Annotated in this window: 30 protein-coding genes; 28 read left to right on the top strand and 2 right to left on the bottom strand. The window is 40.2% G+C overall.

Annotation, left to right across the window (positions count from 1 at the left end; all coding sequences use genetic code 11):
* The first annotated feature begins 43 nt into the window (after positions 1–43).
* From JG735_RS07990 to JG735_RS07950, 9 genes are read left to right on the top strand one after another with little or no spacing between them, the layout of a single operon-like run.
* Entirely contained in the window at positions 44–1,789 is a 1,746-nt protein-coding gene (locus JG735_RS07990) for a penicillin-binding protein 2 (protein WP_201334545.1), read from the top strand.
* A gap of 43 nt (positions 1,790–1,832) precedes the next feature.
* Positions 1,833–4,385, top strand: coding sequence for an alanine--tRNA ligase (alaS, locus tag JG735_RS07985; RefSeq protein WP_201334544.1), 2,553 nt, complete (start codon positions 1,833–1,835; stop codon positions 4,383–4,385).
* An 8-nt stretch (positions 4,386–4,393) separates the two neighbouring features.
* Positions 4,394–4,864, top strand: a complete 471-nt coding sequence (locus JG735_RS07980) for a hypothetical protein (RefSeq protein WP_201334543.1) — start codon at positions 4,394–4,396, stop codon at positions 4,862–4,864.
* 11 nt (positions 4,865–4,875) lie between these two features.
* Positions 4,876–5,295 (top strand): adenosylmethionine decarboxylase, encoded by a 420-nt coding sequence (speD, locus tag JG735_RS07975; protein ID WP_201334542.1) that lies wholly within the window; start codon positions 4,876–4,878, stop codon positions 5,293–5,295.
* Positions 5,292–5,849, top strand: coding sequence for a septum formation inhibitor Maf (gene maf / locus JG735_RS07970; RefSeq protein ID WP_201334541.1), 558 nt, complete (start codon positions 5,292–5,294; stop codon positions 5,847–5,849). The genes speD and maf overlap by 4 nt, the downstream gene beginning before the upstream one ends.
* Positions 5,833–6,354, top strand: coding sequence for an RIO1 family regulatory kinase/ATPase (locus JG735_RS07965; protein WP_201334540.1), 522 nt, complete (start codon positions 5,833–5,835; stop codon positions 6,352–6,354). The genes maf and JG735_RS07965 overlap by 17 nt, the downstream gene beginning before the upstream one ends.
* Positions 6,347–7,405, top strand: a complete 1,059-nt coding sequence (locus JG735_RS07960; protein ID WP_201334539.1) for a pyridoxal phosphate-dependent aminotransferase family protein — start codon at positions 6,347–6,349, stop codon at positions 7,403–7,405. Before JG735_RS07965 ends, JG735_RS07960 begins: the two co-directional genes overlap by 8 nt.
* Positions 7,402–8,106 carry an ATP-binding cassette domain-containing protein gene (locus tag JG735_RS07955; protein WP_201334538.1) on the top strand — a complete coding sequence of 235 codons (705 nt, stop codon included), beginning with the start codon at positions 7,402–7,404 and terminating at the stop codon, positions 8,104–8,106. Before JG735_RS07960 ends, JG735_RS07955 begins: the two co-directional genes overlap by 4 nt.
* Entirely contained in the window at positions 8,103–10,070 is a 1,968-nt protein-coding gene (locus JG735_RS07950; RefSeq protein WP_201334537.1) for a transglycosylase domain-containing protein, read from the top strand. Before JG735_RS07955 ends, JG735_RS07950 begins: the two co-directional genes overlap by 4 nt.
* Here the strand turns inward: JG735_RS07950 and JG735_RS07945 are convergent.
* Complete coding sequence (locus tag JG735_RS07945; RefSeq protein WP_201334536.1) at positions 10,067–11,665, bottom strand: cation:proton antiporter; 1,599 nt, start codon at positions 11,663–11,665, stop codon at positions 10,067–10,069. The genes JG735_RS07950 and JG735_RS07945 overlap by 4 nt on opposite strands.
* A 137-nt stretch (positions 11,666–11,802) precedes the next feature.
* Between JG735_RS07945 and glnA the strand changes: the two genes are divergently transcribed.
* Entirely contained in the window at positions 11,803–13,248 is a 1,446-nt protein-coding gene (glnA, locus tag JG735_RS07940) for a type I glutamate--ammonia ligase (protein ID WP_201334535.1), read from the top strand.
* Between the two features lie 22 nt (positions 13,249–13,270).
* Here glnA and JG735_RS07935 read toward each other — a convergent pair whose 3' ends face one another.
* Positions 13,271–14,089, bottom strand: a complete 819-nt coding sequence (locus tag JG735_RS07935) for a histidinol-phosphatase (protein WP_201334534.1) — start codon at positions 14,087–14,089, stop codon at positions 13,271–13,273.
* Between the two features lie 61 nt (positions 14,090–14,150).
* Here JG735_RS07935 and JG735_RS07930 point away from each other — a divergent pair, with 61 nt between their 5' ends.
* The 18 genes from JG735_RS07930 (at position 14,151) to rplS (ending at position 25,927) form a co-directional block, all read left to right on the top strand.
* A complete protein-coding gene (locus JG735_RS07930; RefSeq protein WP_201334533.1) occupies positions 14,151–14,633 on the top strand; it encodes an ankyrin repeat domain-containing protein in 483 nt (160 codons plus the stop codon).
* Complete coding sequence (locus JG735_RS07925; RefSeq protein WP_201334532.1) at positions 14,620–15,891, top strand: peptidase U32 family protein; 1,272 nt, start codon at positions 14,620–14,622, stop codon at positions 15,889–15,891. Before JG735_RS07930 ends, JG735_RS07925 begins: the two co-directional genes overlap by 14 nt.
* On the top strand, positions 15,881–16,144 hold the full coding sequence (locus JG735_RS07920; RefSeq protein ID WP_201334531.1) for a hypothetical protein: 264 nt from the start codon (positions 15,881–15,883) through the stop codon (positions 16,142–16,144). Before JG735_RS07925 ends, JG735_RS07920 begins: the two co-directional genes overlap by 11 nt.
* Positions 16,145–16,153: 9 nt before the next feature.
* On the top strand, positions 16,154–16,663 hold the full coding sequence (purE, locus tag JG735_RS07915) for a 5-(carboxyamino)imidazole ribonucleotide mutase (RefSeq protein ID WP_201334530.1): 510 nt from the start codon (positions 16,154–16,156) through the stop codon (positions 16,661–16,663).
* Positions 16,647–17,513, top strand: a complete 867-nt coding sequence (locus JG735_RS07910; RefSeq protein ID WP_201334529.1) for a DUF89 domain-containing protein — start codon at positions 16,647–16,649, stop codon at positions 17,511–17,513. Before purE ends, JG735_RS07910 begins: the two co-directional genes overlap by 17 nt.
* Positions 17,514–17,523: 10 nt before the next feature.
* On the top strand, positions 17,524–17,775 hold the full coding sequence (locus tag JG735_RS07905; RefSeq protein WP_201334528.1) for a glutaredoxin family protein: 252 nt from the start codon (positions 17,524–17,526) through the stop codon (positions 17,773–17,775).
* Complete coding sequence (gene glyQ, locus JG735_RS07900; RefSeq protein WP_201334527.1) at positions 17,772–18,644, top strand: glycine--tRNA ligase subunit alpha; 873 nt, start codon at positions 17,772–17,774, stop codon at positions 18,642–18,644. Before JG735_RS07905 ends, glyQ begins: the two co-directional genes overlap by 4 nt.
* Positions 18,634–19,350: a Nif3-like dinuclear metal center hexameric protein gene (locus JG735_RS07895; protein WP_201334526.1), complete on the top strand. Its 717-nt coding sequence runs from the start codon at positions 18,634–18,636 to the stop codon at positions 19,348–19,350. Before glyQ ends, JG735_RS07895 begins: the two co-directional genes overlap by 11 nt.
* Before the next feature lies 1 nt (position 19,351).
* Positions 19,352–20,065, top strand: coding sequence for a zinc ribbon domain-containing protein (locus JG735_RS07890; RefSeq protein ID WP_201334525.1), 714 nt, complete (start codon positions 19,352–19,354; stop codon positions 20,063–20,065).
* Between the two features lie 9 nt (positions 20,066–20,074).
* Positions 20,075–21,238, top strand: a complete 1,164-nt coding sequence (gene waaA / locus JG735_RS07885; RefSeq protein WP_236583952.1) for a lipid IV(A) 3-deoxy-D-manno-octulosonic acid transferase — start codon at positions 20,075–20,077, stop codon at positions 21,236–21,238.
* Positions 21,228–21,515 (top strand): DUF167 family protein, encoded by a 288-nt coding sequence (locus tag JG735_RS07880; RefSeq protein ID WP_201334524.1) that lies wholly within the window; start codon positions 21,228–21,230, stop codon positions 21,513–21,515. Before waaA ends, JG735_RS07880 begins: the two co-directional genes overlap by 11 nt.
* A 164-nt stretch (positions 21,516–21,679) precedes the next feature.
* On the top strand, positions 21,680–22,408 hold the full coding sequence (locus tag JG735_RS07875; RefSeq protein WP_201334523.1) for an RluA family pseudouridine synthase: 729 nt from the start codon (positions 21,680–21,682) through the stop codon (positions 22,406–22,408).
* Between the two features lie 74 nt (positions 22,409–22,482).
* A complete protein-coding gene (gene ffh, locus JG735_RS07870) occupies positions 22,483–23,841 on the top strand; it encodes a signal recognition particle protein (RefSeq protein ID WP_201334522.1) in 1,359 nt (452 codons plus the stop codon).
* A 70-nt stretch (positions 23,842–23,911) separates the two neighbouring features.
* Positions 23,912–24,139, top strand: coding sequence for a 30S ribosomal protein S16 (rpsP, locus tag JG735_RS07865; RefSeq protein WP_012082874.1), 228 nt, complete (start codon positions 23,912–23,914; stop codon positions 24,137–24,139).
* A 1-nt stretch (position 24,140) separates the two neighbouring features.
* Positions 24,141–24,383, top strand: a complete 243-nt coding sequence (locus tag JG735_RS07860) for a KH domain-containing protein (protein ID WP_012082873.1) — start codon at positions 24,141–24,143, stop codon at positions 24,381–24,383.
* Between the two features lie 2 nt (positions 24,384–24,385).
* The gene (gene rimM, locus JG735_RS07855) at positions 24,386–24,907 is read left to right on the top strand and encodes a ribosome maturation factor RimM (RefSeq protein WP_201334521.1); all 522 of its coding nucleotides are present in this window, start codon (positions 24,386–24,388) and stop codon (positions 24,905–24,907) included.
* A complete protein-coding gene (gene trmD / locus JG735_RS07850) occupies positions 24,904–25,584 on the top strand; it encodes a tRNA (guanosine(37)-N1)-methyltransferase TrmD (protein WP_201334520.1) in 681 nt (226 codons plus the stop codon). Before rimM ends, trmD begins: the two co-directional genes overlap by 4 nt.
* On the top strand, positions 25,574–25,927 hold the full coding sequence (gene rplS, locus JG735_RS07845; RefSeq protein WP_012082870.1) for a 50S ribosomal protein L19: 354 nt from the start codon (positions 25,574–25,576) through the stop codon (positions 25,925–25,927). The genes trmD and rplS overlap by 11 nt, the downstream gene beginning before the upstream one ends.

The raw sequence follows: 25,927 nt of genomic DNA, 5'->3' as shown, positions 1-25,927 counted from the left end.
TTCTACCTATATTTACCCAAAAAAAGATTTAAGAACGCCACACATGGACCAAACTACGAAACTCTATAAAATAGTCTCCATCTTCTTACTTTTTGTTTTTGGTATTGCGATTTTCTTGGCGGTCCTTTTTAAGATTGTTGTAGAAGACAGGAGACTGCCACGATTGATTGTGGAAGAGAAAAATCGTGCCATTCGTGGATCTATCGTCAGCAGTGACGGATATCAGGTGGCCTACTCCAACAAACTCTATAAGGTGGCTGTCAATACACGATGTATCGATCCCAATAAAAAAGAGCTTTTTGTAAAGCTATTTTCCATATTTAGCGGAATGAATCCAAAAATCATACGAAAAAAGCTCAGAAAAAAAGGGTATGTAGTCCTTTCATACAACATCGATACAAAAACGGCTTATCAGTTGAAATCCTTGGCAAGAAAACTCTATCGAATGGATATGTTTGTTCCCTATAAAGTAGGTAACAGAGTTATCAAGCAAGGTCTGACCATTTTGGAAAGTGGCGAGAGTCGTGCTTTTCCATACAAGGACACTCTGACGCCGGTCCTTGGATATGTACGCAAATATGAAGATCATCAATACACCAAAATTGCAGGTGTCAAAGGGATTGAAAAGTATTATGAAGCCAAAATCCGACCCAGACAAGACGGTATTATCCGGGGAAAGCGGGATATTGGAAACAATATCATCTTCAATAAAGAGACCTTTGTCAAAAAACGTATAGATGGCTATAACGTCCATCTCAATATCAATATGCTGTTTCAAAAAAATCTGGAAAAGATTCTAGATACCCATAAAAAAGACCTTGAAGCAAAAGAGATTATTGCAGCGGTTATGGAGAGTGACAGCGGAAAAATATTGGCAATCGCCTCTTCCAATCGATTCTATCCCAAACATATCCGAAAGAAAGATTACAATGCCCTCAATGCAAAAGTGATAGAGTACGAGTTTGAACCCGGCTCCGTTATGAAACCAATCACTTTTGCATTGCTCCTGCAAAACAGACATATATCGTTATACGATATCGTGTTTGGCTACAACGGTCGTTACAAACTGGGCCGTAAAATAATCACCGACGAACATAAGATGGGCTGGATGGGTGTGGAAGATGTCATTGTCTATTCAAGCAATATCGGTATCGCCCAGCTTGCGCAAAAACTTTCGCAAACGGAGTTTTACAACGGTCTAAAAAAATTTGGTTTTTCCCAAAAAACGGGAATCGATTTGCCGTATGAACATAGCGGCTATCTCATACCCGTACATAAGTTTCGAAGTGAGATTTATAAAGCGACGGTAGGGTATGGATATGGAATCAAAACCACGTTTATGCAGCTTTTGAATGCCTATAATGTTTTTAATAACGACGGTGTACGTATCACTCCAAGAATTGCCTCCTTTTTAACGACACCAAGCGGTAAAAGAGTGGCTTTAAAACCTCCCAAAAGAGTACGTGTTATTGATGAAAAGACAGCAGCAATGGTTCGAAATGTTTTGCGAAAAGTTGTGGAAAAAGGGACGGGGACTGTTGCTAAAGTAGAAGGCCTATTTATAGGGGGGAAAACAGGAACTGCCCATAGAGTCAAACATGGCCGATATGTGCATTTGTATAACAGCTCCTTTTTCGGTTTTGCCGATGATCGCACCCACAGATATACGATAGGGGTAACAGTCATAGAACCCCATACCAGACATTTTGCTTCACAAACTGCTGTTCCCGTTTTTCGCGATATTGTGCTGGAGATGGTGAACGAAGGCTATCTTATTCCAAAGCAGTAATTTGGTAAAATAACCCATTAAAAATTATGAAATGAGGCTTCATATGGATATTCGAAAAGAGTTTTTGGACTATTTTGCCAGCAAAGCGCATACGATCTATCCAAGTGCACCCCTTGTACCAGAAGATCCTACCCTTCTTTTTACCAATGCAGGGATGGTGCCATTCAAAAAGATCTTCACTGGTGAAATGCCGGCTGAAGTTCCAAGAGCGACGAGCTGCCAAACCTGTATCAGAGCAGGCGGAAAACACAACGATCTCGAAAATGTAGGCTATACCGCAAGGCATCACACCTTTTTTGAGATGCTTGGCAATTTTAGTTTCGGAGACTATTTTAAAGAGGAAGCCATAGCCTATGCGTGGGAGTTTGTAACGAAAGTTTTAGAACTTCCTGTTGAAAAGCTCTGGGTAACGGTCCATGAGAGCGATGATGAAGCCGAAAAGATATGGCAAAAATTCGTGAAAAAAGATCGGATAAAACGATTTGGTGACAAAGACAATTTTTGGCAGATGGGCGATACGGGTCCATGTGGGCCGTGTAGTGAAATCTTCTATGATCAGGGTGAAGAGCATTTCAAAGGGCCCGAAGATTACCTTGGCGGAGATGGCGATCGTTTTTTGGAGATATGGAACCTTGTTTTTATGCAGTATGAAAGAAATGAAGCGGGTGAATTGCTGCCGCTTCCAAAACCGAGTATCGATACGGGAATGGGATTGGAGCGTATTACCGCTATTAAAGAGGGAGTTTTGAGCAATTACGACAGCTCCCTCTTCATGCCTCTTATCGATGCTATCAGTGATCTTGCGAAGAAAAAATACATCTATGAAGAGGGCGCGAGCTTTCGTGTCATTGCCGATCATATCAGAGCAGTAACCTTTTTGCTTAGTCAAGGTGTGATGTTTAGCAATGAAGGTCGAGGCTATGTTCTTCGAAGAATTCTCAGACGAGGAGTCCGCCACGGCTATCTGCTTGGGCTTAAAGAGCCGTTTATGTATCGGTTGGCAGACAAAGTGGCTGAAATAATGGGAACACACTACAGCTACTTGCATGAAAAACTTCCGACTGTCAAAGAGCAGATTCGTGCGGAAGAGGATCGCTTTTATCAAACGATCGAAGCTGGAATGAAACTGTTTGAAGAGGAACTTGCCAAAACAAAAGAGGTTTTTAGCGGGGATGTGGCATTTAAACTCTATGATACCTACGGATTTCCACTCGATTTGACAGAAGATATGCTGAGAGAAAAGGGACTGAGCCTTGATAAGAGCCGCTTTGAAGCGCTGATGCAAGAGCAACGCCAAAGAGCAAAAGCTGCTTGGAAAGGAAGCGGCGATGCGGTACTCAGTGGTGATTTCAAAGAACTATTGGGCCTTAAAAACGAATTTGTGGGGTATGAAAAACTCAAAGCCCATACGATTATTACGGGGTTGCTGGATGAGAATTTTAAAAAGAGTGAGTTTTTGAAGCCAGGACAAAAGGGGTGGATTTTACTTGAAGAAACACCTTTTTATGCCGAAAGTGGAGGACAGGTCGGCGATAGAGGCGAGATCCGCCTGTATGAAGGTGAGATAATTGCCAAAGTCCTTGATACGAAGAAATTTTTCGAACTCAATATGAGTCTTGTTGAAGCGATAAAAGAGGTTAAAAAAGATGAGGCAGTTGAAGCGATTGTCGATAAAAGCAGACGAGAAATTGCCAAACACCATTCGGCAACCCATATATTGCATGCAGCACTGAGAAAAATTTTAGGGGAGCACGTGACGCAGCAGGGAAGTTTGGTTGAAGCGAATAGGCTTCGATTTGACTTTTCCCATCCAAAGCCTCTTACAAGTGAAGAGCTAAAAAGCGTTGAAAATTTTGTCAATGAAGTGATTGCGCAAGGAATTGAAGCAAAAGTGGAGGAGATGCCGATAGAGAGGACAAAAGAAAAAGGTGCCATGGCGCTATTTGGCGAAAAATATGGCGATGTGGTGAGGGTTGTTGAATTTGGTGATGTGAGTGTGGAACTGTGTGGCGGTACGCACGTAAAAAATAGTGCGGAGATAGGTTCCTTTTTCATCACCAAAGAGTCAGGGGTTAGCAGTGGAGTGAGACGAATTGAGGCTGTATGTGGTATGAGTGCGGTACATTTGGCAAAATCGTGGCGAGAAGAACTGGTACATGCAAGCGAGGAAGTTAAAAATAAAGATGTTGTACTTGGTATCAAAAAGCTTAAAGAGGAGATAAAAAATCTCAAGCAAGAGCTCAAAAATATGAGCAGTATGAGTGCAAAGGAACTGGCATCTTGGGAGATCAACGGTGTCAAAGTAGTGGTTGATGAGGTAGATGCTGGAGATATCAAAAAAATCATAGATGATTTGAAAAATGCACACGAAAAATTGGCAGTGATGCTTTTTCAAAAAAAGGGTGAAAAAGTTTTGATTGCTGCTGGTGCAAAAGGAGTGAAACTGAAAGCTGGTGATTGGGTCAAAACCGTCGCTCCGGTTGTCGGCGGTGGTGGCGGAGGACGTCCCGATTTTGCACAAGCTGGTGGAAAGAACCCACAAAAAATTGATGAAGCAAAGAAAGCGGCGCTTGAGTATGCAAAAGAGCACGTGTAGGAGGGGACATGGGTGAGATGATGAAATACATTATTTTCTTCCATGTTCTTGGAGCTATTATATGGGTTGGTGGCATGATTGCTATTCGCTTTGCAGTACATCCGTCTATGCAGCATATCGATGATGACCATATTCGGCTTGCAAGACTCCTTGAAATTACGGGAAGGCTTTTTGGTTTAGTGCTTCCTTTTATTGTAATTATTTTGATAACTGGACTCTATATGGCCCATGTCTTTGGATTTAGTGGACATACCGATTTGAGTACAATTGTACATGTAAAAGAGGCCATATGGCTTGTTATGACGCTTAATTACGCTGGTATGGTCTGGTTGCGGTTTAAAGCGCAAAGTTACTATCTTGCAAGCAACTACTTGATGGCGAAGAAAATGTTAGCGCCGATTGCGAAATATATGTTGCCGCTCAATATCTTTTTGGGTGTTATGGCTCTCTATTTTGGATTGGTTTTAAGAGGATTTTAGAAAGGAATGCGATGAAATCTTTGGGGAAGCATCTTTTAGCAGAGTATTATAGATGTGATGAGAATGCGATCAATGATGTGCAGAAAGTGGAAGAGGCGCTTGTGAAAGCTGCAGAAATTGCAGGAGCGACAGTGATCGGAAAATCGTTTCATAGGTTTGAGCCTTACGGCGTGAGTGGTGTTGTGGTCATCAGTGAGTCGCATCTGACGATCCATACCTGGCCGGAATATGGGTTTGCCGCAGTGGATGTGTTTACGTGTGGTGATCATGTGGATCCCATGAAAGCGCATGAATATCTTAAACAAGTTTTTAAAACCCAAAATGCTACGGTAGAGACAATTTTACGAGGTGTTTTGAACATTCCAGATCTTCGCCATAAACCGGGTGGCAGTTGTATTACAGGAAATTGCGGAGATAAAAAAATCGGATGATACGCCTTGCAAGCGGAAGTGAGACACGGGCAAAACTTTTACAAAATGCTGGAATTGATTTCATTCAAAGTCCCATCGATTTTGATGAAGAGAAACTTCTAAAACAATATAAAAAACCCAAAGATTTTGTCTGTGCAGCAGCCAGAGGGAAAATGGAGGCAGCTGTACAAAAATATGGCCTTGATATCCCAATCGTAGTTGCTGATACGGTTGTGGCTGTTGGCGATGAGATACTTCGAAAAGCCAAAAATGAAAAAGAGGCAAAAGAGATTTTACAAAAGCAAAGCGGAAACAAAGTAGATATCATCACCTGCATGATCTACAAAGATAAAGAAAAAACGGTAGAGGATTTAGATATTACAAGTTACATTTTTGCTCCATTTGATGACAAGGATTTACAAAATTATCTTCAAAGTGGCGACTGGAGAGGAAAAGCTGGGGCTTGTATGGTGGAGGGATTTTGCAAAAAGTATATCAAAGAGGTTCGGGGCAGAGAATCGACAGCCATGGGACTTCAGGTGGAAAGGCTGGCTGAAATTGCAAAAGATCTTTGAAGGCAATCGCGGCGAAATCTTTCTCATTGACTATTTTGATCAAAAAGCGATTCTCAAAAAGCAAAAGAGAGACAAACCCAATACGATTCACAATGAGATCAAGATGCTGCAAAAGCTTCAACCTCTTGGTATCGTTCCGAAAATCTATGAATATGGTTCAGATTATATCGTCATGGAATACATCGAGGGGATTTCCATGAAAGAGGCCTTGAAGCGTAATAAAAAACGAGCTTTGCGTTTAGCTTTGGAGATTGGCTACATCTTGGATAAAGCGCATATCTGGCATACAGAGCTTGGACGATATTATCATCTTATATTTGATCAAAAACTAAAAAAGTGCAAAGTGATCGATTTTGAAAGAGCCAAAGAGAGTTCCAGACCCCGCAATCTTTTGCAAATTGTTGGATTTTACTGTAAAGAGTACGATCTAAAAGAGGCAATCGAACTGTACAAAAAAGAGAAAAGTGCAGGTTATAAAAAAATGATTGAGGCTTTGGATGTATGAAAAAGAGCTGAAGGCTTTACAGCGTGCAGGCCGATTTCGTAAACGTCAAATTTTTCCCCTGGATGTGAAAGATTTTGCTTCTAACGATTATTTGGGGCTCGCTCATGATAAAGAGCTTTTAAAAAGAGCGTATGAGAAAGTATCGCAATTTCCTTACAATACATCCAAAGCTTCTGCACTGATTAACGGATATACACCTATTCATCAGGCCTTTGAGAAAGCGTTGTGTCAGCTCAACGGGTTTGAGAGTTGTATTACGGTGGGAAGCGGATTTTTGGCAAACCTGGCACTGATCGAATCTCTTGTGAGGAAAAAAGATCGCCTTTTTATAGATGAAGAGTTTCATGCAAGCGGTATTTTGGCTTCAAGGCTTGTCGATCAGGTGGAGTTTTTTGCTCATAATGATGCAAAGGATTTGCAAAAAAGGCTCCAAAAAGGCGGTTACAATAGAGCTGTGGTTGCCGTAGAAGGTATCTACTCCATGAGTGGAGATATTCTTGATCCTGAAATTTTTGAAGTTGCCAAAGAGTCTCTTTTGATTGTTGATGAAGCCCATAGCAGCGGAGTGATTGGAAAAAATCTTTTAGGTGTTTTTGATCATTATGGGATTGAGCCGACACCTATGCATATCAAAATGGGTACCCTTGGAAAAGCCTATGCAAGTTATGGGGCGTATATTTTGGCAAATAGTGAGGTTGTATCCTATCTTGAAAATCGGGCAAAAAGTATCATTTATACGACAGCTCTTTCTTTGATGGATGTTGCACTGGCTCATGAAGCTCTTGAAAAGATTGTCCAGCAAAAAGAGTTTTTTTATAGAGCGATTCAAACAAGACAGTCTATCGCAAAAGAGTTTGGATACGAAACGCCCGGACTTATTGTGGATATTCCTAAAAAGGATGTTCTACACATCCAAAAAGAGTTGCTGGATAGAGGCTATCTTGTGGGTGCTATTCGTCCTCCGACTGTTCCAAAATCTATGATTCGTGTCATTGCAAGGCTTGGGGAGAGCGAAGAAGACTTTGTGAAAGTATTGGAGATGCTTTCATGAAGCCTTTTGTATGTAAAACGTTGCAGATTATCGATAAGAAGAAACAAAAAAAGCTTGTTGATATCTCTTTTGAGATACGTCATTCTTTGGCATTGGTAGGACAGAGCGGCAGCGGTAAGAGTTTGACTCTTAAAGCGTTACTTGGGTTGCTGCCGAAAAATCTACATTCTCAAATAGCGTATGAGTGGGAATATGAGCTTGTTCGAGGGCAGACACTCTCTCTTGTACCACAAAATCCTTTTACCTCATTGAGTCCACTGACAAAAATAAAAGATCAATTTTTTGCTCCGGTACAAAAAGCGGCTCATATGCTGACGATGGTTGGACTTGACGGCTCCTTTTTGGATAGATATCCTCCTCAGCTCAGTGGAGGGCAGATACAGCGAGTCGTTATCGCTATGGCTCTTGTGCAAGAACCGAAACTGCTACTGCTTGACGAGCCTACAACTGCCCTTGATCCAAAAACGAAATCGATGGTGTTGGAGCTTCTGCGACATTTACAAGATCAGATGCGGTTTTTGATGCTTTTTGTGACCCATGACATACAAAGTGCTGTGAAACTGTGCAAGGAAGCCGCAGTGATCAAAGATGGTACAATTTTGGAAACGGGTTTGATGGATTCGGTTATTTCTCATCCCAAAACAGAATATACGAAAATATTGATCGAGTCCAATTTTGCCAATAGAGAGTTTCGAAAATGAACATATTGAAAAAAATCATCTCTTTTTTCTTCAAGATACTATTGATCTTATCAATAGTTGGTATCGGTTTTGGGGTTTATTATGCAGCGACACTGTATAAAGAGGTAGCTCCCAAAGCGGATAGAATCGTCAACTACCATCCTCAACTGACGACAAAGATATACGATAGAAACGGGAAGCTGATTGCCAATATATTTTTGGATCAAAATCGAGAATATGTGCGATATGAAGAGATACCTCCACGTGTCATTGAGGCACTTTTAGCTATTGAAGATACGAAATTTTTCGAGCATCCCGGTATCAATTTTGATGCGATTTTTAGAGCTTTGCTCAAAGATATCAAAGCAAGAAAATTTGTAGAAGGAGCCAGTACCATAACACAGCAGTTGGTTAAAAATATGGTGCTCTCACGTGAAAAGAAACTGCAAAGAAAGATAAAAGAGGCTCTTATTGCACTGGAGGTGGAGCGAAGACTGAGCAAAGAGCAGATTTTGGAGCGCTATTTGAATCAGGTTTTTTTCGGGCATGGTTATTATGGCATCAAAACGGCTGCGAAGGGATATTTTCATAAAAATCTCTCACAATTGACACTCAAAGAGATCGCTATGCTTGTCGGACTTCCAAGAGCACCAAGCTATTATGATCCTACAAAACATTATCATGAGGCACTCAAAAGAGCCAATCGGGTTATTACCCGTATGCATGAGCTCGGTTGGATCAACGAAGCGATGTTTACTGAAGCAATTCAAGAAAAGCCAAAAGTCTATAACGATACTTTGACAAAAAACAGTGCGCCATATATTGTCGATGAAGTGCTTCGAAGATTCAGACCTCTGTTTCCGGATATCAAAACAGGCGGATATACAATCTATACAACCATCGATCTGCGACTGCAAAAGATCGCCAAAAAGAAGCTAAAAGCAGGATATGAAGCGATCAAGCAAAGAGGCCAAGATTATAACTACTCCAATCTCAACGGAGCATTGGTCGCGCTCAAGCCAAAAACAGGGGAAGTTTTGGCACTTGTCGGGGGAGTGGATTATATGAAAAGTTCATTCAATAGAGCCACCCAGGCAAAGCGGCAACCAGGAAGTGCCATTAAACCGTTTATTTATCAAATTGCTCTCAATCACGGCTATTCTCAAATCACGAAAATACCAGATATCGCAAGAAGCTATGAATTTGAGGTTGACGGGGAAAAACAGATATGGAAACCGAAAAATTATGAAAAGAATTTCGAAGGAGAGATCCCGCTACGTGAAGCGCTCATTCATTCGAGAAATCTTGCTACAATCAATTTGGTAGAAGATTTGGGCTTAGCAAATGTCTACAAAGGTTTGAAGGCGTTCGGTTTCAAAAATATACCAAAAGATCTCTCAATCGCTTTGGGAAGTGTAGTAGTTTCTCCTTTGGAACTGGCCGGTCTCTATTCTGTATTTCCAAATTACGGTATACGTGTTGTACCAAGAATTGTCCTCACTATTCTGGATAAAAATGGAAAAATCGTTTTTGAATCACAGCCTCGATCCAAAAAGATTGAAGAGCCCAAACAGGCCTTTTTGATTGTGGATATCTTACGAGATGTGGTCAAAAGGGGTACCGGTACACGAGCAAGAGTACCAGGTGTAGAAGTGGCGGGGAAAACAGGAACGACAAATAATTATGTGGATGCCTGGTTTTGTGGGTTTACACCGGATATCGAAACGATTGTCTGGTTCGGTCAAGATGATAATTCCCCGCTCAAAAAAAGAGAGGCGGGAGGAAGAGCTTCTGCACCGGTTGTCGGGGCTATGATCAAGGAAATCTATAAGCTCAATCCTCAGCTTCGAAGAAAATTTGTAGTTCCAGAGGGAGTCAAAACAATGATCGTCGATGGGAAAAAGATCTATTATACCGATATCTCCAAGCCATCAAAAGAGGATCTTGTAAAAGATAATCAGGAGCAGGAACAGCTTCTTTTTTAGATGTGACAGTAAAAGAGTCTATCCATCATCTCTTTGGATAGGACCTGTGTACCCACTACAATATCTGCGATGGAGAGATCTTCCAAGACTTGTTTCTCTTTTTCATCTCGTACTCTTGCAACAAGATGGGCCTTTGGTGCCATATCCAAAACAGCCTGGGCAACGAGTCTGATTTTTTCAAGATTGTGAAATGTGATTACCACGGCGCAAGCCTCTTTGATATCAAGACTTTGTAACACATTTCGCTGTGCGGCGTTTCCAAAAAAGATAGGTTCATTGTTTTGAATACCCTCTTCATAGAGTTTTAAATCGTGCTCGACAATGATATATTGAAAGGATTTCTCTTTTAACGCTTTGGCTATCTCTTTGCCAAGAGGTCCATATCCGCAGACGATGATATGGTTTTGAAAATGTCCTCCTTCGATAATGAGCTCTCTCTCAGGCTCTTTAAAAAGCGTATCAGCCATACGTTTGAGATTTTTGAGGATAAAAGGTGTTGCAATCATGGAAAGAACCACAACGCTGACAACAATTTGCAAAGTCGTTTCATCGATAAATCTGTTTCCATAGGCCATCACAAAAAGAGCCAGAGCAAATTCCCCTACTTGTGATATAGTTAGAGCTGTTTTAAAAGCGGTTCGTTTTTGTTCCCAGAGTATTAAAATCCCATAGGCAATGAGAGCTTTCAGTAGCATAATTCCAAACAGTAAAAGCGCAATGAGGACAAAATGATTGGCTATGATAGAAAGATCGATCCGGTTTCCGACAGAAAAGAAAAAGATTCCCAGCAACAGATCCCGGAAGGGAGAAAGATCGGCTTCTATTTGGTATTTGTAGTGGGATTCTGCAAGAAGCATACCAGCGAAAAAGGCTCCAAGAGAGTAGGAAAAGCCGAAATAGTGTGCTACTGCAGCGCTAAGCAGTATGACAAAAAATACTGCTAACAAAAAGATCTCTTGGGTTTTTGTGGCAACGGCGTATTGAAGAAATGTATCGATAAAATATTTTCCTAAAATATACAAGAGTAAGAAAAAGAGAATCATGTTTAAAAGTGTCTGGATAAGAAGGGTGTGAAGTGGCACATCTTTTGTAAAGATTTCGATCATCAAAAGAAGCGGAATAACCGCTATATCTTGAAACAAAAGGATTCCAAGGGCTTTTCGTCCATATCCTGCATGTATCTCTCCGTTTTCATTCAAAATTTTGAGAATAATGGCCGTGGAAGAGAGAGCCAGTGCAAATCCTATGATGATAGCGGATCGAACGGGTAAAGAAAAAAGCAAAGAAGCCAGAAGCGAGAACAATAAACCGGTAATGGTAACTTGCAGTGTTCCGTAAAGAAACACCTCTTTTTTCATAATTTTGAGTTCTCTGAAGCTAAATTCCAGACCGATAGTGAACATCAAAAGTACGATTCCAAATTCGGAAATATATTCAAGAATTTCTGTATTATGGACGTTGAGATGAAAAAACTCCGCTACGATGACTCCCGTGAAGATATAGCCGATAATAGTAGGGAAATCAAAACGTTTAATAATAATATTGATTACTGAAGCAATAAAAATAGCTCCTAAAATAATTGCAATTTGTTGCATAAAAATCCTTCAGTTTCTATTGATACAATTATACATTATAGGAGGAAATTGCATATTTTTTGAGCATTGCGCGAACATTTGTTTAAACTTTATTACGATATAATTTATGCGAAATCAAATAAAACAAAGGAGAATCAATGTTTCAAGTTGATGAGGCCAAGCTACAAAAACTCTTCGATACGATTAAAGAAGAGGAGATCGAGTTTGTCGACTTTCGGTTTACCGATATCAAAGGAACTTGGCACCACGTAACATACAATGTTAAAGCTATCAGCGAAGATACGTTTAAAAATGGTCTTCCTTTTGATGGGAGTTCCCTCCCAGCATGGCAGCCAATCAATAAATCAGATATGGTTTTGGTCCCAGAAGCTGGTACTGAGTTTGTAGATCCGTTTACTGCTGATCCAACGTTGGTAGTTATTTGTGATGTGTATGATATCTATAAAAATCAACCATATGAGAAGTGTCCAAGAAGTATTGCAAAAAAAGCACTCAAATATCTTCAAGAAAGCGGTATCGGTGATGTTGCTTACTTTGGTCCAGAAAATGAGTTTTTCGTATTTGACAATGTCAAAGTACGAGATGAAATCAACTGCCAATATTATGAAGTAGATACAAGCGAAGGGGAGTGGAATCGAGGCGTTGACAGTCCAGAGTATGATGTGTACAACATTGGACACAGACCTGGCACAAAAGGCGGATATTTCCCAGTACCTCCAGTTGACTCTATGATGGATTTAAGAGCTGAGATGAGCCAAGTGATGGAAGAGGTGGGATTAGAAACTTATGTTATCCACCACGAAGTTGCACAGGGACAAGGTGAAATTGGGGTAAAATTTGGAACACTCATCGAAGCAGCTGACAATGTACAAAAACTAAAATATGTGGTTAAAAATGTAGCACATATCAATGGTAAAACTGCAACTTTTATGCCAAAACCACTCTATGGCGACAATGGTAACGGTATGCATACGCATATCTCTATCTGGAAAGATGGCAAAAACCTCTTTTATGATCCAAACGGATATGCAAACCTGAGCCAGTTTGGTAAATACTTCATCGGTGGCGTTTTGAAGCATGCTAAAGCGGTTGCTGCATTTACAAACGCTTCTACAAATTCTTACAAACGACTCATCCCTGGATTTGAAGCACCATCAATCCTAGCCTATTCTGCGCAAAACAGAAGTGCAAGCTGTCGGATTCCTTGGGGAGCAGGTGAGAAAAGTGTACGAGCGGAGTTTCGATTCCCGGATAGCTCTGGTAACCCATATCTTGCGTTTACTGCACTTTTACTTGCTGGAATCGACGGTATTAAAAACAAAATCGATCCAGGTGATCCTATGGAAATGGATCTCTTTGAGCTTACTTTGGATGAGATTCGAGAAAAAGGTATCCAGCAGATGCCGCATACATTAAGAGAAGCGATCGAACATATGCTTGCGAATAAAGATCTATTTAAAGTTGGTGATGTTATGACAGAAGAGTTTATCCAAACATATCAGCACTACAAATTTGAAACATCCATCTGGCCTTGGGAAGGTAGACCACACCCATACGAATTCATTACTACATACTCTTGCTAATTATTGGGGCTTTGCCCCAATGTTAAAACTCTACAAACCCCCGCTCTTTATTTTTAAAAATAGCACATTTTGTATAGCCAACCTCTTTTGCTAATTCCATAACTTCATCAAGCTTGAAGCCTACCTGATCAGGTGCATGTGCATCGGAAGCAAAAGTGATAGGGATATCAAATGAAAAAGCCTCTTCTAAAAGCTCTTTACTTGGATAGGGTTCACCTACCGGTTTACGTAATCCAGCACTACTGATCTCAAGTACCAAATCATTCTCTTTAATGGCCTTGAGAGCATTTTTGGCAATGAGGCGTATATCCTTTTTAGGCTTGAAATTAAAAACTTTGATAAGATCCAAATGGCCTACAATTTGAAAATACCCACTTTTGGCCATTGCTTCGATAGCGTTGAAATAATCTTTCCAGATGGTATCGATGTCTTGGTTTTTATATTCACCAATAAATTCTGGATTATCAAATCCCCAAAGATCTTGGTGGATAAGCACTTCATTATGCCCTCTTTTTTTAGGTAAAAAATGGACAGATCCTATAAGATAGTCTACATCGGCTTGGAGGATTCGATCCTCTATCAGTCCTGGCAAAAAGTCGACTTCATATCCTAAAAGAATCTCAATTTGATCTTTATATTTTTCTTTTGCTTCTAGTACATGTTTTTCATATTGATCGGCTTGTTCTAAACTCATGCGATATTTTTGATCAAAATTCATTGGGGCATGATCGCTAAAGCCATAAATTTCTATACCTTTGTCGATTGCTTTTTCGATATACTCTTCAATTTCACCTGTTGCATGGTTGCAAAGTTTTGTGTGATTATGCAAGTCTACTCGCAAGCTATTCCTTTTGCTATAATTAAGTTGATTTTAATTATATAGTATTTTTGAGGGGCGGGGAATGGATATTTTTGAAGCGATAAAAAAAGATAGCCTGTTTAGCGTAAAAAAGGCACTTGAATCGATTGATGACATCAAAAACATAAAAAACGAAAATGGTGACAGTCTCCTTCGATTGGCAATCAAACATAAAGCTAGTCTCGATATTTTTCAAACGCTTGTTGCACATGGAGCTGACATATATGAAATTGACGAAGAGGGTGTAGGATTGATTGATGATGCGATCAAAAAGGGAAGACTTGATATTGTCCAATTTTTGGTTGAATCCGGAATCGATCCCAACACGACAAAAAGAAAGTCGGGATTTACCCCTTTGATGGCGGCAATGGCATATGGGGATGAACCGATTGCGAGGTATTTGATCAAAGAGTGCAAAGTCGATACTGATGTGAAAGACAGTTTTGAAAAAACAGCGAGTGATTATGCGAAAATGACAGGGTATAAACAATTATTGAGATTATTGGAGGAAAATGAAGAAGAGTAAAAAAGTAGAGCTTTTAAGCCCAGCGGGAAATCTTAAAAAACTAAAAATCGCTTTTGCCTATGGAGCTGATGCGGTATATGGAGGGGTAAGCCACTATAGTCTAAGAATTCGAAGCGGCAAAGAGTTTGATATGGATAGTTTTGCTGAGGGCATTGAGTATGCCCACAGTCTTGGCAAAAAAGTGTATGCAACAATCAATGGTTTTCCATTTAACTCCCAAATCAAACTTTTTGCCAAACATATCGAAGCAATGGCTAGGCTTAGTCCAGACGCTTTTATCGTCAGTACCCCAGGAGTGATCAAACTGTGTAAAGAGATAGCGCCACATATCCCCCTTCATCTTTCAACGCAGGCGAATGTTATGAACTATCTCGATGCCGAGGTTTATTATGAATTGGGCGTGAGTCGTATCATAGCAGCGCGTGAAATTAGCCTCAAAGACTTGGTGGAAATCAAAAAACGCGTACCTGAACTTGAACTTGAAATCTTTGTACATGGTAGTATGTGCTTTGCCTATAGCGGTAGATGCCTTATAAGTTCCGTGCAAAGTGGACGTGTGCCAAACAGGGGAAGTTGTGCAAATGATTGTCGATTTGAATATACCCTCTATGCCCAAAATCCAGAAACGGGGACTCTATTTAAACTGGAAGAGGTTGAGGGTGAAGGTACTTATATTATGAATGCAAAAGATCTCAATCTTGCAAGTCATATTAAAGAGATACTAGATAGCGGTGTAATCGACAGCCTCAAGATTGAAGGAAGAACCAAAAGCGACTACTACGCAGCCATTACCACAAAAGCGTACCGTATGGCAATCGATGATTACTATAAAGGTGTATTTGAGCCCGAGAAGTATCAAGCGGAACTTCATACCACCAAACATCGAGGTTTTACTGATGGCTACCTTGTGAGCAGGCCTTATGAAAAGGGTGGAACCCAAAAACTTGATTCTTCTATCAGTGAAGGAACCCACCAGGTCAAAGCAGAAGTGATGGAAGATGGTCTTCATTTTTTGACAAAAGATAAGATTTGTAAAGGCGATATACTGGAAATCGTTGCGCCTGAAGGGGCAAAGCTGGAGCCATGTTCCAATGAAATCGGCTCTGTTTTTGAAAAGGATGGGAGATGGTGGTTGAAACTAGAAAAAATTGAAGCCAATAAAGAGTATGAGTGTATCCATAGTGGCAATGTCAATCCTGTGAAACTACCTTGTCCGCTTCCGGCATACACTTTTTTAAGGAAAAAAATTGATTCTTAAGATATGGTGGTCATGGCAGTGGCGCGTTCTTGTTGCAGTGATGCTTGCAAACATTTTGATCGATTTTTTGATGGGGCTTTTTGGAGGGTTGCTTGCACTTTCGCAAAAAAGTGTAATTATTGGTACCAATCTTCTTTCATTTAGCATAACAATTTATGCTTCTATCTATTTTTTAGGATTTGTTATGCGAAAATATCGTGTCTATATACCAAATGAAAAGCTCGATGTGTACAAAAAAGCGGCAATCAAATAAGGAGTAAAAATGCGATTTATTTCTATCATTATGGGAAGCAAAAGCGATTATGAGGTAATGAAAGAGTGTGCGAACGTACTGGATAAATTTGGCGTACAGTATGAACTGATCATCTCCAGTGCCCACAGAAGTCCTCACAGAACGAAAACCTATGTAACAGAAGCAGAAAAAAAGGGAGCAAAAGTATTTATTTGTGCAGCAGGAATGGCAGCGCATTTGGCAGGTGTTGTAGCTTCACTTACAGTCAAGCCAGTCATCGGCGTGCCAATGAAAGGTGGTTTTATGGATGGAATGGATGCATTGCTTTCTACTGTGCAGATGCCAGCAGGAATGCCAGTAGCCACAGTTGCGGTGGGCAAAGCCGGTGCTGTGAATGCAGCATATCTAGCGATGCAGATCTTGGCGATTGATGATGAGGAGCTTCGGGCGAAACTGGAAGAGGATCGACTCAGTAAAGCGAAAAAAGTGGAAGCAGATTCAAGCGAAGTGGAAGTGATCATCGATGCGACTCAGGCCTGATTGTCTGGTATGTCTTTTCAATCAGGCCCTTCGGGTTACAAAAGTTTTGAAGTGTGATGAGGGATGTGCAAAAGAGGTTTTAGATCGCTCAGCTTTGGAGATTGCAAACTTTGATTTTTCTTTGACCCCACCTGAGGCTGCAGCGATTCTTTATCCGAAGATTTCTCAGCTTCTACATAAAGAGGATCTTTACAAAGAGGTAAAAATAGAATCTACTCAAAAAGCCAAGGCACTCCTGACTTTTGCAAAAGAGCAAATTCGAAATAGCAGTGATCCGCTGGATGCAGCTTTACGAGCCAGTGTTGTAGGGAATGTGATCGATTTTGCCACGCAATATGCTTTTGATTTGGAAGAAGAGATCAAAAAGAGATTTCATATCCCTTTTGCCATTGATCATAAAAGAATTTTTTTACAAAAACTGAAAAAAGCATCATCTCTTGTTGTATTGGGAGACAATGCAGGAGAGCATCTTTTTGATAAAATTATGATTGAAATTTTTAAAGAGCATTTTGGGAATCTAAAAATTTACTATTTTGTTCGAGGCAGACCCATAATCAACGATGTAACAATCGATGAAGCATTGAAAGCTGGATTGGATACGGTTTGTGAAGTAGTAGATAGCGGTGTCGATACACCTGGTTTTTGCATGGAACGAGCCAGTGATGAAGCAAAAGAGATATTTAAAAATGTGGATTTGATCCTATCGAAAGGGATGGGAAATTTTGAGTGTTTAGATAATGTACAAGATCTAAGACTCTTTTTCCTGTTTAAGATCAAATGTGATGTGGTAGCAAACAGAGTTGGAAAAAGTGTGGGAGATCTTGTTTGCATTCAAGGAAATGCTATTTAAAGGAGGAGGAATGAGTGAGAAAAAGACGCAAAAACGGGTAGTACTTTTTACAAGCCCAGGATGTGTCTGGTGTACAAGAGCGAAACAATTTTTTAAAAAACATCAGATTCGTTTTAAAGAGATCGATATTAGTAAAGATCAAAAAGCGGCACAAGATTGTCAGCGACATGGATGTAGAGGTGTGCCGGTAGTGTTGGTTGGCAGTCGATGGATTTGCGGATTTGATCAAGCAAAGATAGAAAAAGAATTGGGGTTTTCATGATAACTTTTAGTGAACTACTTTTAAAATTGCAAGATTTCTGGGCAAAACAGGGTTGTACAATCGTTCAACCATACGACTTTCCAAGCGGTGCGGGGACATTTCATCCAGCCACTTTTTTAAAATCACTCGATTCCAAGCCATGGGCCACCGCGTATGTAGCGCCTTCAAGACGTCCCACAGACGGAAGATACGGAGAAAATCCAAACAGACTAGGGGCGTATTATCAGTTTCAAGTTCTTATAAAGCCAAGTCCAGACAATATCCAAAATCTCTATTTACAAAGTCTTGAAGCTTTGGGTTTGGATTGGCGAAAGCATGATATCCGATTTGTGGAAGACAATTGGGAGAGTCCGACTTTGGGAGCTTGGGGACTTGGTTGGGAAGTGTGGCTCGATGGCATGGAAGTGACACAGTTTACCTATTTTCAGCAAGTTGGTGGATTTGAGTGTGATCCGGTTGCAGTAGAGATCACATACGGAACAGAGCGTCTTGCGATGTATCTGCAAGAGGTGGAGAGCGTTTTTGATATTGTCTGGAGCAAAAACGGTGACCATATTGTTACCTATGCAGATGTCCATAAAAGAGGCGAGTTTGAGTATAGTCGCTATAACTTTGAAGTAGCTGATACAAAGATGCTTTTTAACTGGTTTGAGGATGCAAGCAAAGAGTGCAAAAGATGCCTTGCAGAAAAACTGCCTCTTCCAGCCTATGACTACTGTTTGTTGGCAAGCCATATTTTCAATACACTGGATGCGAGAAAAGCGATCAGTGTGACTGAGCGTCAAAATTTTATCTTGAAAGTAAGAGAATTAGCAAAAGGGTGTGCTGAGGTGTACAAAGAGAGTCTTGGAGAGCTCAGTGAAGCTTAAAGAGATCTATACCATCCTTGATAGAATTTCTCCTTTTGAGCTTCAGGAGAAGTGGGATAATTCCGGTTTGCAGGTGGGAGATTTTGATCAAAAAATAGAACATATCTATCTTTGTATCGATTTGGATGAAGAGCTTATTGATAGTCTTCCTCCAAAGAGTCTGCTCATTACTCATCATCCGCTGATTTTTGGCAAGCTTACATCTATCGAGTATAACGCCTATCCTGCAAAATTGCTTGTAAGGCTCATCAAAAAAGATATCGCTTTGATATCGATGCATACCAATTTTGATAAAACCCATCTCAACAGATATGTAGCACAGCATGTTTTGCAGGTAGAGCCACAATGTGAAGAGTTTATCTGCTATTTTGAAAGAGAAGAAAGTTTTGAAGCAATTTTTGCATGGGTGAAAGAGCGTTTTGGGCTTACATGCCCAAGATATGTGCAGGCAAAAGAAAATATAAAAAAAATAGCTTTAACCACCGGAAGTGGTGGAGGACTTTTGGATATGGTGGATGCAGATCTGTTTTTAACCGGTGATATCAAGTATCACGATGCCATGAAGGCGAATATTTTGGGAATCAGTATGATCGATATAGGTCACTTTGAAAGCGAACACTATTTTGCTCAGTGTCTGCAGGACGAATTGAAAAAAGCACAAATTAAAGCTATAATTGCGTCAATAAAAAATCCGCTAAAGGCGTAGAATGGAACAATACATAAAGCAGCTTGTGCAGCTTTCGAAGATCGATAAAGCGATCGATGATTTCGGACCAAAAATAGAAGCGGTCAAAGATAGACTTAAACAAGTCGAAGATGAGAAAAATCAGATTGAAACCGCAATCGCATCAATAGATGAAGAGATCAAAGAGTGTGAGCTCAAAAAGAGAAAAAATGAGTTGCATCTAAAAGAACTGAGTGAAAAACTGGAAGAATTAGAGAAAAAGAGTACTCAGGTAAAAACAGAAAAAGAGCTTAAAGCGATCCAGCTGGAAGAGGATATTGCAAAAGAGCAGATCAACTTTGCCAATGAAGAGATCGCAAGACTTGAGAATGTTTGTGAAACAAAAGAGGAAGAAAAAGCCTCTTTACAAGAGCAGCTTAAAGAGGTTGAAGAGCGCCTTGTAAAAGTAAAAGAAGAAGTGGATGCAGAGCTTGTAGAACTGGAAAAAGAGCAGCAGGCTCTTTTTGAACAAAAAAGTGAACTCGTTTCCAAAATCCCTCAGCAGATTCTTGTTTTTTATGAAAAAATCAGACGATGGGCTGGTAATACGGCAGTGGTTCCGGTACGCAAACAGGCATGTATGGGCTGCTTTATGAAAATAAACGACAAAACTTATGCCAGTGTTATCAAAGGTGAAGAGATTACCAGCTGTCCACATTGTGGAAGAATTTTGTATTTAGAAGAGGAAGAAGAGTAAAAAGGGCCTTTGGCTCTTTTTTGTGCAATGTTTGCTTATATCTATACGTTCATTACTATCATCCTTTATCTTCTTGCATTGCCATTTTTACTTTTTTTACAGTTCAAAGATAAATACCACCGCTCCATTCCAGCTCGCTTTTTTTTAAGAAGTAATCCCCCTTTTTCCAAAAAAGCAGTCCATTTTCATTCATGTAGCTATGGTGAGACAAAAGCATTGGAGCCTTTGGTACGAGAGTTTGACAAAGCAAATATCAGCGTCATTACGCAAACAGGATTTGAAGCAGCAAAGAGTTATACAAATGCAGATGTCAGATATCTCCCTTTTGAACCGCTACTTTGGTTTTGGCTCAAATCGATGCCGGCACTTGTAGTGATGGAGGCAGAGCTTTGGTATCTGCTTTTTTATCTCAGTAAGAAAAGAGATGCAGTAACATTCTTGATCAACGCCAGAATCAGTGAGCGAAGTTTTCCCAAATACAAGCGATTTGCCTGGTTTTATAAAAAGATTTTTGAAAATATTGACTATGTGTATGCGCAAAGTGATGAAGATGCTCAAAGATTACGTCAACTTGGAGCAAAACATATTGAGATACTTGGAAATATCAAACTGTTGCAAAAACCGAAAGTGACGAAAAACTTTACCAAGCAAAAGCCAGTTGTTGTTGCAGCAAGTACACACGATCCGGAAGAGGAGATTATTGCAACTGAGTGGGTGATGCATCTTAAAGACAAAACGACATTGGTAGTTGTTCCTAGACATCCGGAGCGTTTTGAAGAGGTGGATGAGCTGCTTGAACATATCGCAAAAAGAGAGGGACTTGCATATCACAGATTCAGTGAAAATCCAACATTGACGGGGGATATAGTACTAGTAGATACTCTGGGAGAACTTGTCAATATCTATGCAGTGAGTGATTTAGTTATCCTTGGAGGCAGTTTCGTTCAAGGCATTGGAGGGCACAATCCACTGGAGCCTGCCTTTTTTCATAAACCTATCATTAGCGGTCCCTATTTCCACAACCATATCCAAAGTTACAGTTATGTTGACGGTATAAAAATTGTTGAGCCAAACGATCTGGGAGATGCTTTAAAGCAGAACTGGGAGCCTACAGCGGTCAATGCAAAAATAGATCTGAAGCCTCTTGTGGAAAGGATCAAAAGTGTGGTATAAGATAGAAGATGATCAGGTTCATCTGTTTATTAAAGCGCAGCCAAATGCTTCAAAAAACAAAATTGCAGGAATTTTGGGAGATTCCCTCAAAATTGCCATAAAAGCACCGGCAGTAGAGGGGGCTGCAAACAAAGAGCTTGTGAAGTTTTTAAGTAAAACATTTAAAGTAGCAAAGAGCGATATCGTTTTTGCAAGTGGTGAAACGAGTAAGCGAAAGCATATTGTAATGCCATATAATAAAAAAATAGACGATTTTATAAAAGAACTGACTCAATGAGTTCTCAACAGAAGAACAAATTTTTGACACTTCACAAGAGTGTAAAATTACAAATGCCAAATCACCCTTTTGGGTTGAGTGCAGTTTTTTAACACTCTTGATTCGTTAAAATTTATTACAGTTTCGCTCTAATGAATCAGTACTATTTAGTATAAAGGAAATGGATGAAAGAGAAAGCCTATAAGGTCTTGGCCGAGCAGCTTGGTATTTCGAATAAAAAAGCAAAAGAGCTTATCGATCGAGGCCTTGTATATGTGGGAGATAAAAAGGTTGTTATCGCAAGAGGCCTTATCGATACCGATACAAAGTTTCGTGTTAAAAGAATAGAAAAACCGGAAATTTTGTTTGAAGATGAGAAAATTTTGGCTATCAACAAGCCTGCCCACATCACAAGCGAAGAGATCAAAGAGGATAGCGGATATGAGTTGTTGCATCGCCTTGATAAAGAGACTAGTGGAGTGCTTTTGCTAGTAAAAGATGAAGCTTTTCGAAAAAAAGCGATCGAAGAGTTTCGCAAAAACAGAGTCTATAAAGAGTATGTTGCATGGGTAGAAGGTATTGTCGCAGAACCGTATGAGATTGACTATCCGATACTAACCATTAAAAAAAATGGCAAGGCAAAATCAAGACTCTCTGCCTCCAAAGGAAAACCTGCAAAAACATATATAGAACCATTGGAAATTCATGGCAAAAAAAGCAAAGTCAAAGCGGTTATTGAAACTGGAAGAACGCATCAGATTCGCGTGCATTTAGCAAGGACTGATCATCCTATTTTGGGAGACACCCTCTATGGTGGAAAACCATGGAAAAGAATGATGCTTCATGCAAAGCGGATAAAGCTTCTTGATTATGAGTTTGAAGCGCCTGAACCGAAAGATTTTGATATCCAATAACTTTTATTAAATTTAGCTAAAATTAATCTATTTTTAAGTAAAATTGCACACTCAAATAGACAAAGGGGTTAGATTTGTTTGAAACGCTTTCAAACTCGTTTACCAGTGCCATCAAAAAGATACGTTTTAAAGATGATGAGAAAGCACTGAAAAAAGCGCTTACTGAGCTGAAAAAGAGCTTACTGAAATCCGATGTGCACCATAAAGTCGTCAAAGAGTTGTTGCAAAAAGTCGAACTCGATACAAAAGCGGCTGGGATTGGGCGAGATACCTTTTTGCAAGCGCTTCAAAAAAATCTAACTGAAATTCTCACAGCACCTGGTGGAAAACAGGGGTTTGTCTATGCATCAAAACCGCCAACTGTTGTTTTGATGACAGGGCTTCAAGGAAGTGGGAAGACCACGACTTCCGGAAAGCTTGCAAACTATCTCAAACTTCGTGGGAAAAAAGTTCTTTTGGTGGCTGCAGATTTGCAACGGCTTGCAGCTGTGGAGCAGCTTCGACAGATTGCATCCCAGATTGAAGTGGATTTTTTTGGTGAAGATGACCAGAAAGATCCGGTTCAAGTTGTTCAGGATGCTTTGAAGCTGGCACGCGAAAAACTCTATGATGTCGTTATCATCGACACTGCCGGTCGTCTTGCGATCGATGAAGCGCTCATGGAGGAGCTTAAAAAGGTTAAAGAAGCGGCTCATCCTGATGAGGTCTTTTATGTAGCAGACTCATTAACGGGGCAAGATGCCGTTCGAAGTGCAGCAAAATTCAATGAAGACATTGGTATAACCGGTGTTATTTTGACCAAGTATGATGGGGATGCAAAAGGTGGCGTAGCACTTTCACTTGCCCATCAAATTGGCGTACCTCTACGATTTATCGGGACTGGCGAGAAGATGCCAGACTTGGAAGTGTTCATTCCTGAACGTATCACAAATCGATTGATGGGGGCCGGCGACATCGAATCTTTGGCAGAAAAAACTGCCGCCGTTATCGATGAGAAACAGGCGAAAAAGATCAGTAAAAAGATCGCAAAAGGGAAGTTCAATTTCGAAGATTTCCTTGAGCAGCTAGAATCGATTAAAAAGATGGGAAGTCTCAAAAGCCTTATCTCAATGATCCCCGGCATGGGGAATATGGCAAAAGCCATTAAAGATTTGGATCTTGAAAACTCAAAAGAGATCAAAAAGATCAAAGCGATGATCAACTCCATGACCCCAAAAGAGCGTAAAGATCCAGATCTCATTTTGAAAAACAACTCAAGAAAAAAACGAATTGCCCAAGGAGCAGGATTAAGTCCGCAAGAAGTGAACAAAATCTTGAAACAGTTCAACAACGCAGCGAAATTTGCCAAAAAGTTTGCTGGGAAAAAGGGAATGCAAGATATTCAAAACATGATGAAACAGATGGGTAGCGGAGGCATGCCGCCAATTCGGTGATGTTTTATCCACTTTACATCACGGTGTGAAGTGGTTAAAATATACCAATCAAAAAAAGGAGAAAAAGTAGATGGTAGTTATTAGACTAGCTCGTTTTGGAAGAAAAAAACGACCTTTTTACAGAATCGTTGTAACAGACAGCAGAAAAAGACGAGACAGTGGCTGGATCGAAAGTATCGGGTATTACAATCCATTGACAGATCCTGTAACTGTAAAAATCGATGAAGAGAGACTCAACTATTGGCTTGGCGTAGGTGCCAAAATGAGTGAACGGGTTAAAAAACTTTCTGGAAAGTAAGATGGTACAAGATTTTATTCGGGAGTATGCCAAGCTCTTGGCAAACCATCCCGAGGATATAGAAGTGGTTGTAGATCAGGTAAACGAAACATATGCCCAGATTACTATCTATGCCAATAAAGCCGATGCCGGTAAAATTATCGGGAAAGAGGGCAAAATGATCGGTGCCATCAAAACGGTAATATCCGGCTGCAAAGCAAAAGATGGAGTAAGCTACAAAGTCAACGTTCAACCCAAGGAGTAAACGTGAAAAAACTCACGGTTGCACGACTGGGAAGAACCGTTGGCCTCCATGGTGATATGAAACTCCATATATTGACCGATTTTCCTGAACAGTTTCAAAAAGGTTCCACTTTTGAAAGTGATCGGGGCTCTTTAACGATTGAATCTGTCAATCCCGCTCGAGGTACCGTAAAATTTCAAGGTATTGACTCGGTCGATGAAGCAAAAAAATATACCAACGCCTATCTTTACAGTGACGAAGAGACAACGAAAAAAAATTTTTCTCTGAATGAAGATGAATACTTCTGGTTTGATGTTTTAGGATGTGATGTGTTTGAAGAGGAAAAAAAGCTTGGTAAAGTAGTTGATATCCAAAGACTGCCTGCAGGAGATTATCTCGTTGTTCAGACGGATAGAGCATTGGTAGATATAAATAAAGCAAAAACTTTTTTAATACCCTTTTTAGATAGGTTCATTGAAAATGTAGATATCGATCAAAAAAGGATCGATACCAAAGGTGCTCAGGATATTTTAGAAGCTTCATGAAGATTACCTATCTTACACTTTTCCCGAATCTTATGCGTTGCTATTTTGAAGATTCCATTTTAAAGCGGGCTTTAGAAAAAAAGCTTTTTGAAATAGAATTTATCGATTATAGAGCATTTAGCCATGATAAACATAAAAAAGTGGATCGTTATAAAATAGGTGGTGGTGCGGGAATGCTGCTTGAGCCCCGACCCATTGCCGATGCTTTGGAATCTGTTAAGAATGAAGAGAGTTGGGTTATCTTTACTACTCCCGTAGCCAAAAGATTTACCCAAAAAGATGCAAAGCGGCTGGCGCAAAAAAAACATATCGTTTTTGTCAATGGGCGGTATGAAGGATTTGATGAGCGGCTTATCGAAATTTATGCGGATGAGGTTTTTAGTATCGGTGATTTTATACTGACCGGTGGTGAGCTGGCTTCTTTGGTGATGAGTGATGCGATAGTCCGCAATATCCCTGGAGTCCTGGGCAATAGTGCATCTTTGGAAGAGGAGAGCTTTGAGGGGGATCTTTTGGAAGCGCCTTCGTTCACGAAGCCAGATGTTTTCAAAGGTAAAGCAGTCATTAAAGAGTTTTTAAAGGGAAACCATAGTAAAATTAGCGCCTTAAAATACCAGTTGGCACGTCTGAGAACGAAATACTACAGACCCGATAAAAGGATAGAGGATGAGAAATAGATATATCGAGCATTTCGAGAAAGCTCAGCTTGAGCAAAAGAGCGTACCTGAATTCAAAGCGGGTGACACAGTACGAGTAGCGGTAGAGATCAAAGAGGGTGACAAGACAAGAATCCAGAACTTTGAAGGCGTTTGTATCGCGATTCGAGGAGAAGGAACAGGAAAAACATTCACTGTTCGAAAAATTGGAGCGAACAATATCGGCGTTGAGAGAATTTTTCCTCTGTACAGCGATAGTATCAAAGATATCAAAGTTGTTCGAAGAGGACGTGTTCGAAGAAGCAAACTCTACTATTTGCGAGAAAGAAAAGGAAAAGCGGCTCGAATCAAAGAACTTCGCTAA

It is taken from the genome of Nitratiruptor sp. YY08-10, from assembly GCF_016629565.1.
GTDB lineage: Bacteria > Campylobacterota > Campylobacteria > Campylobacterales > Nitratiruptoraceae > Nitratiruptor.
This window is presented reverse-complemented; position numbering and strand designations above follow the sequence as displayed.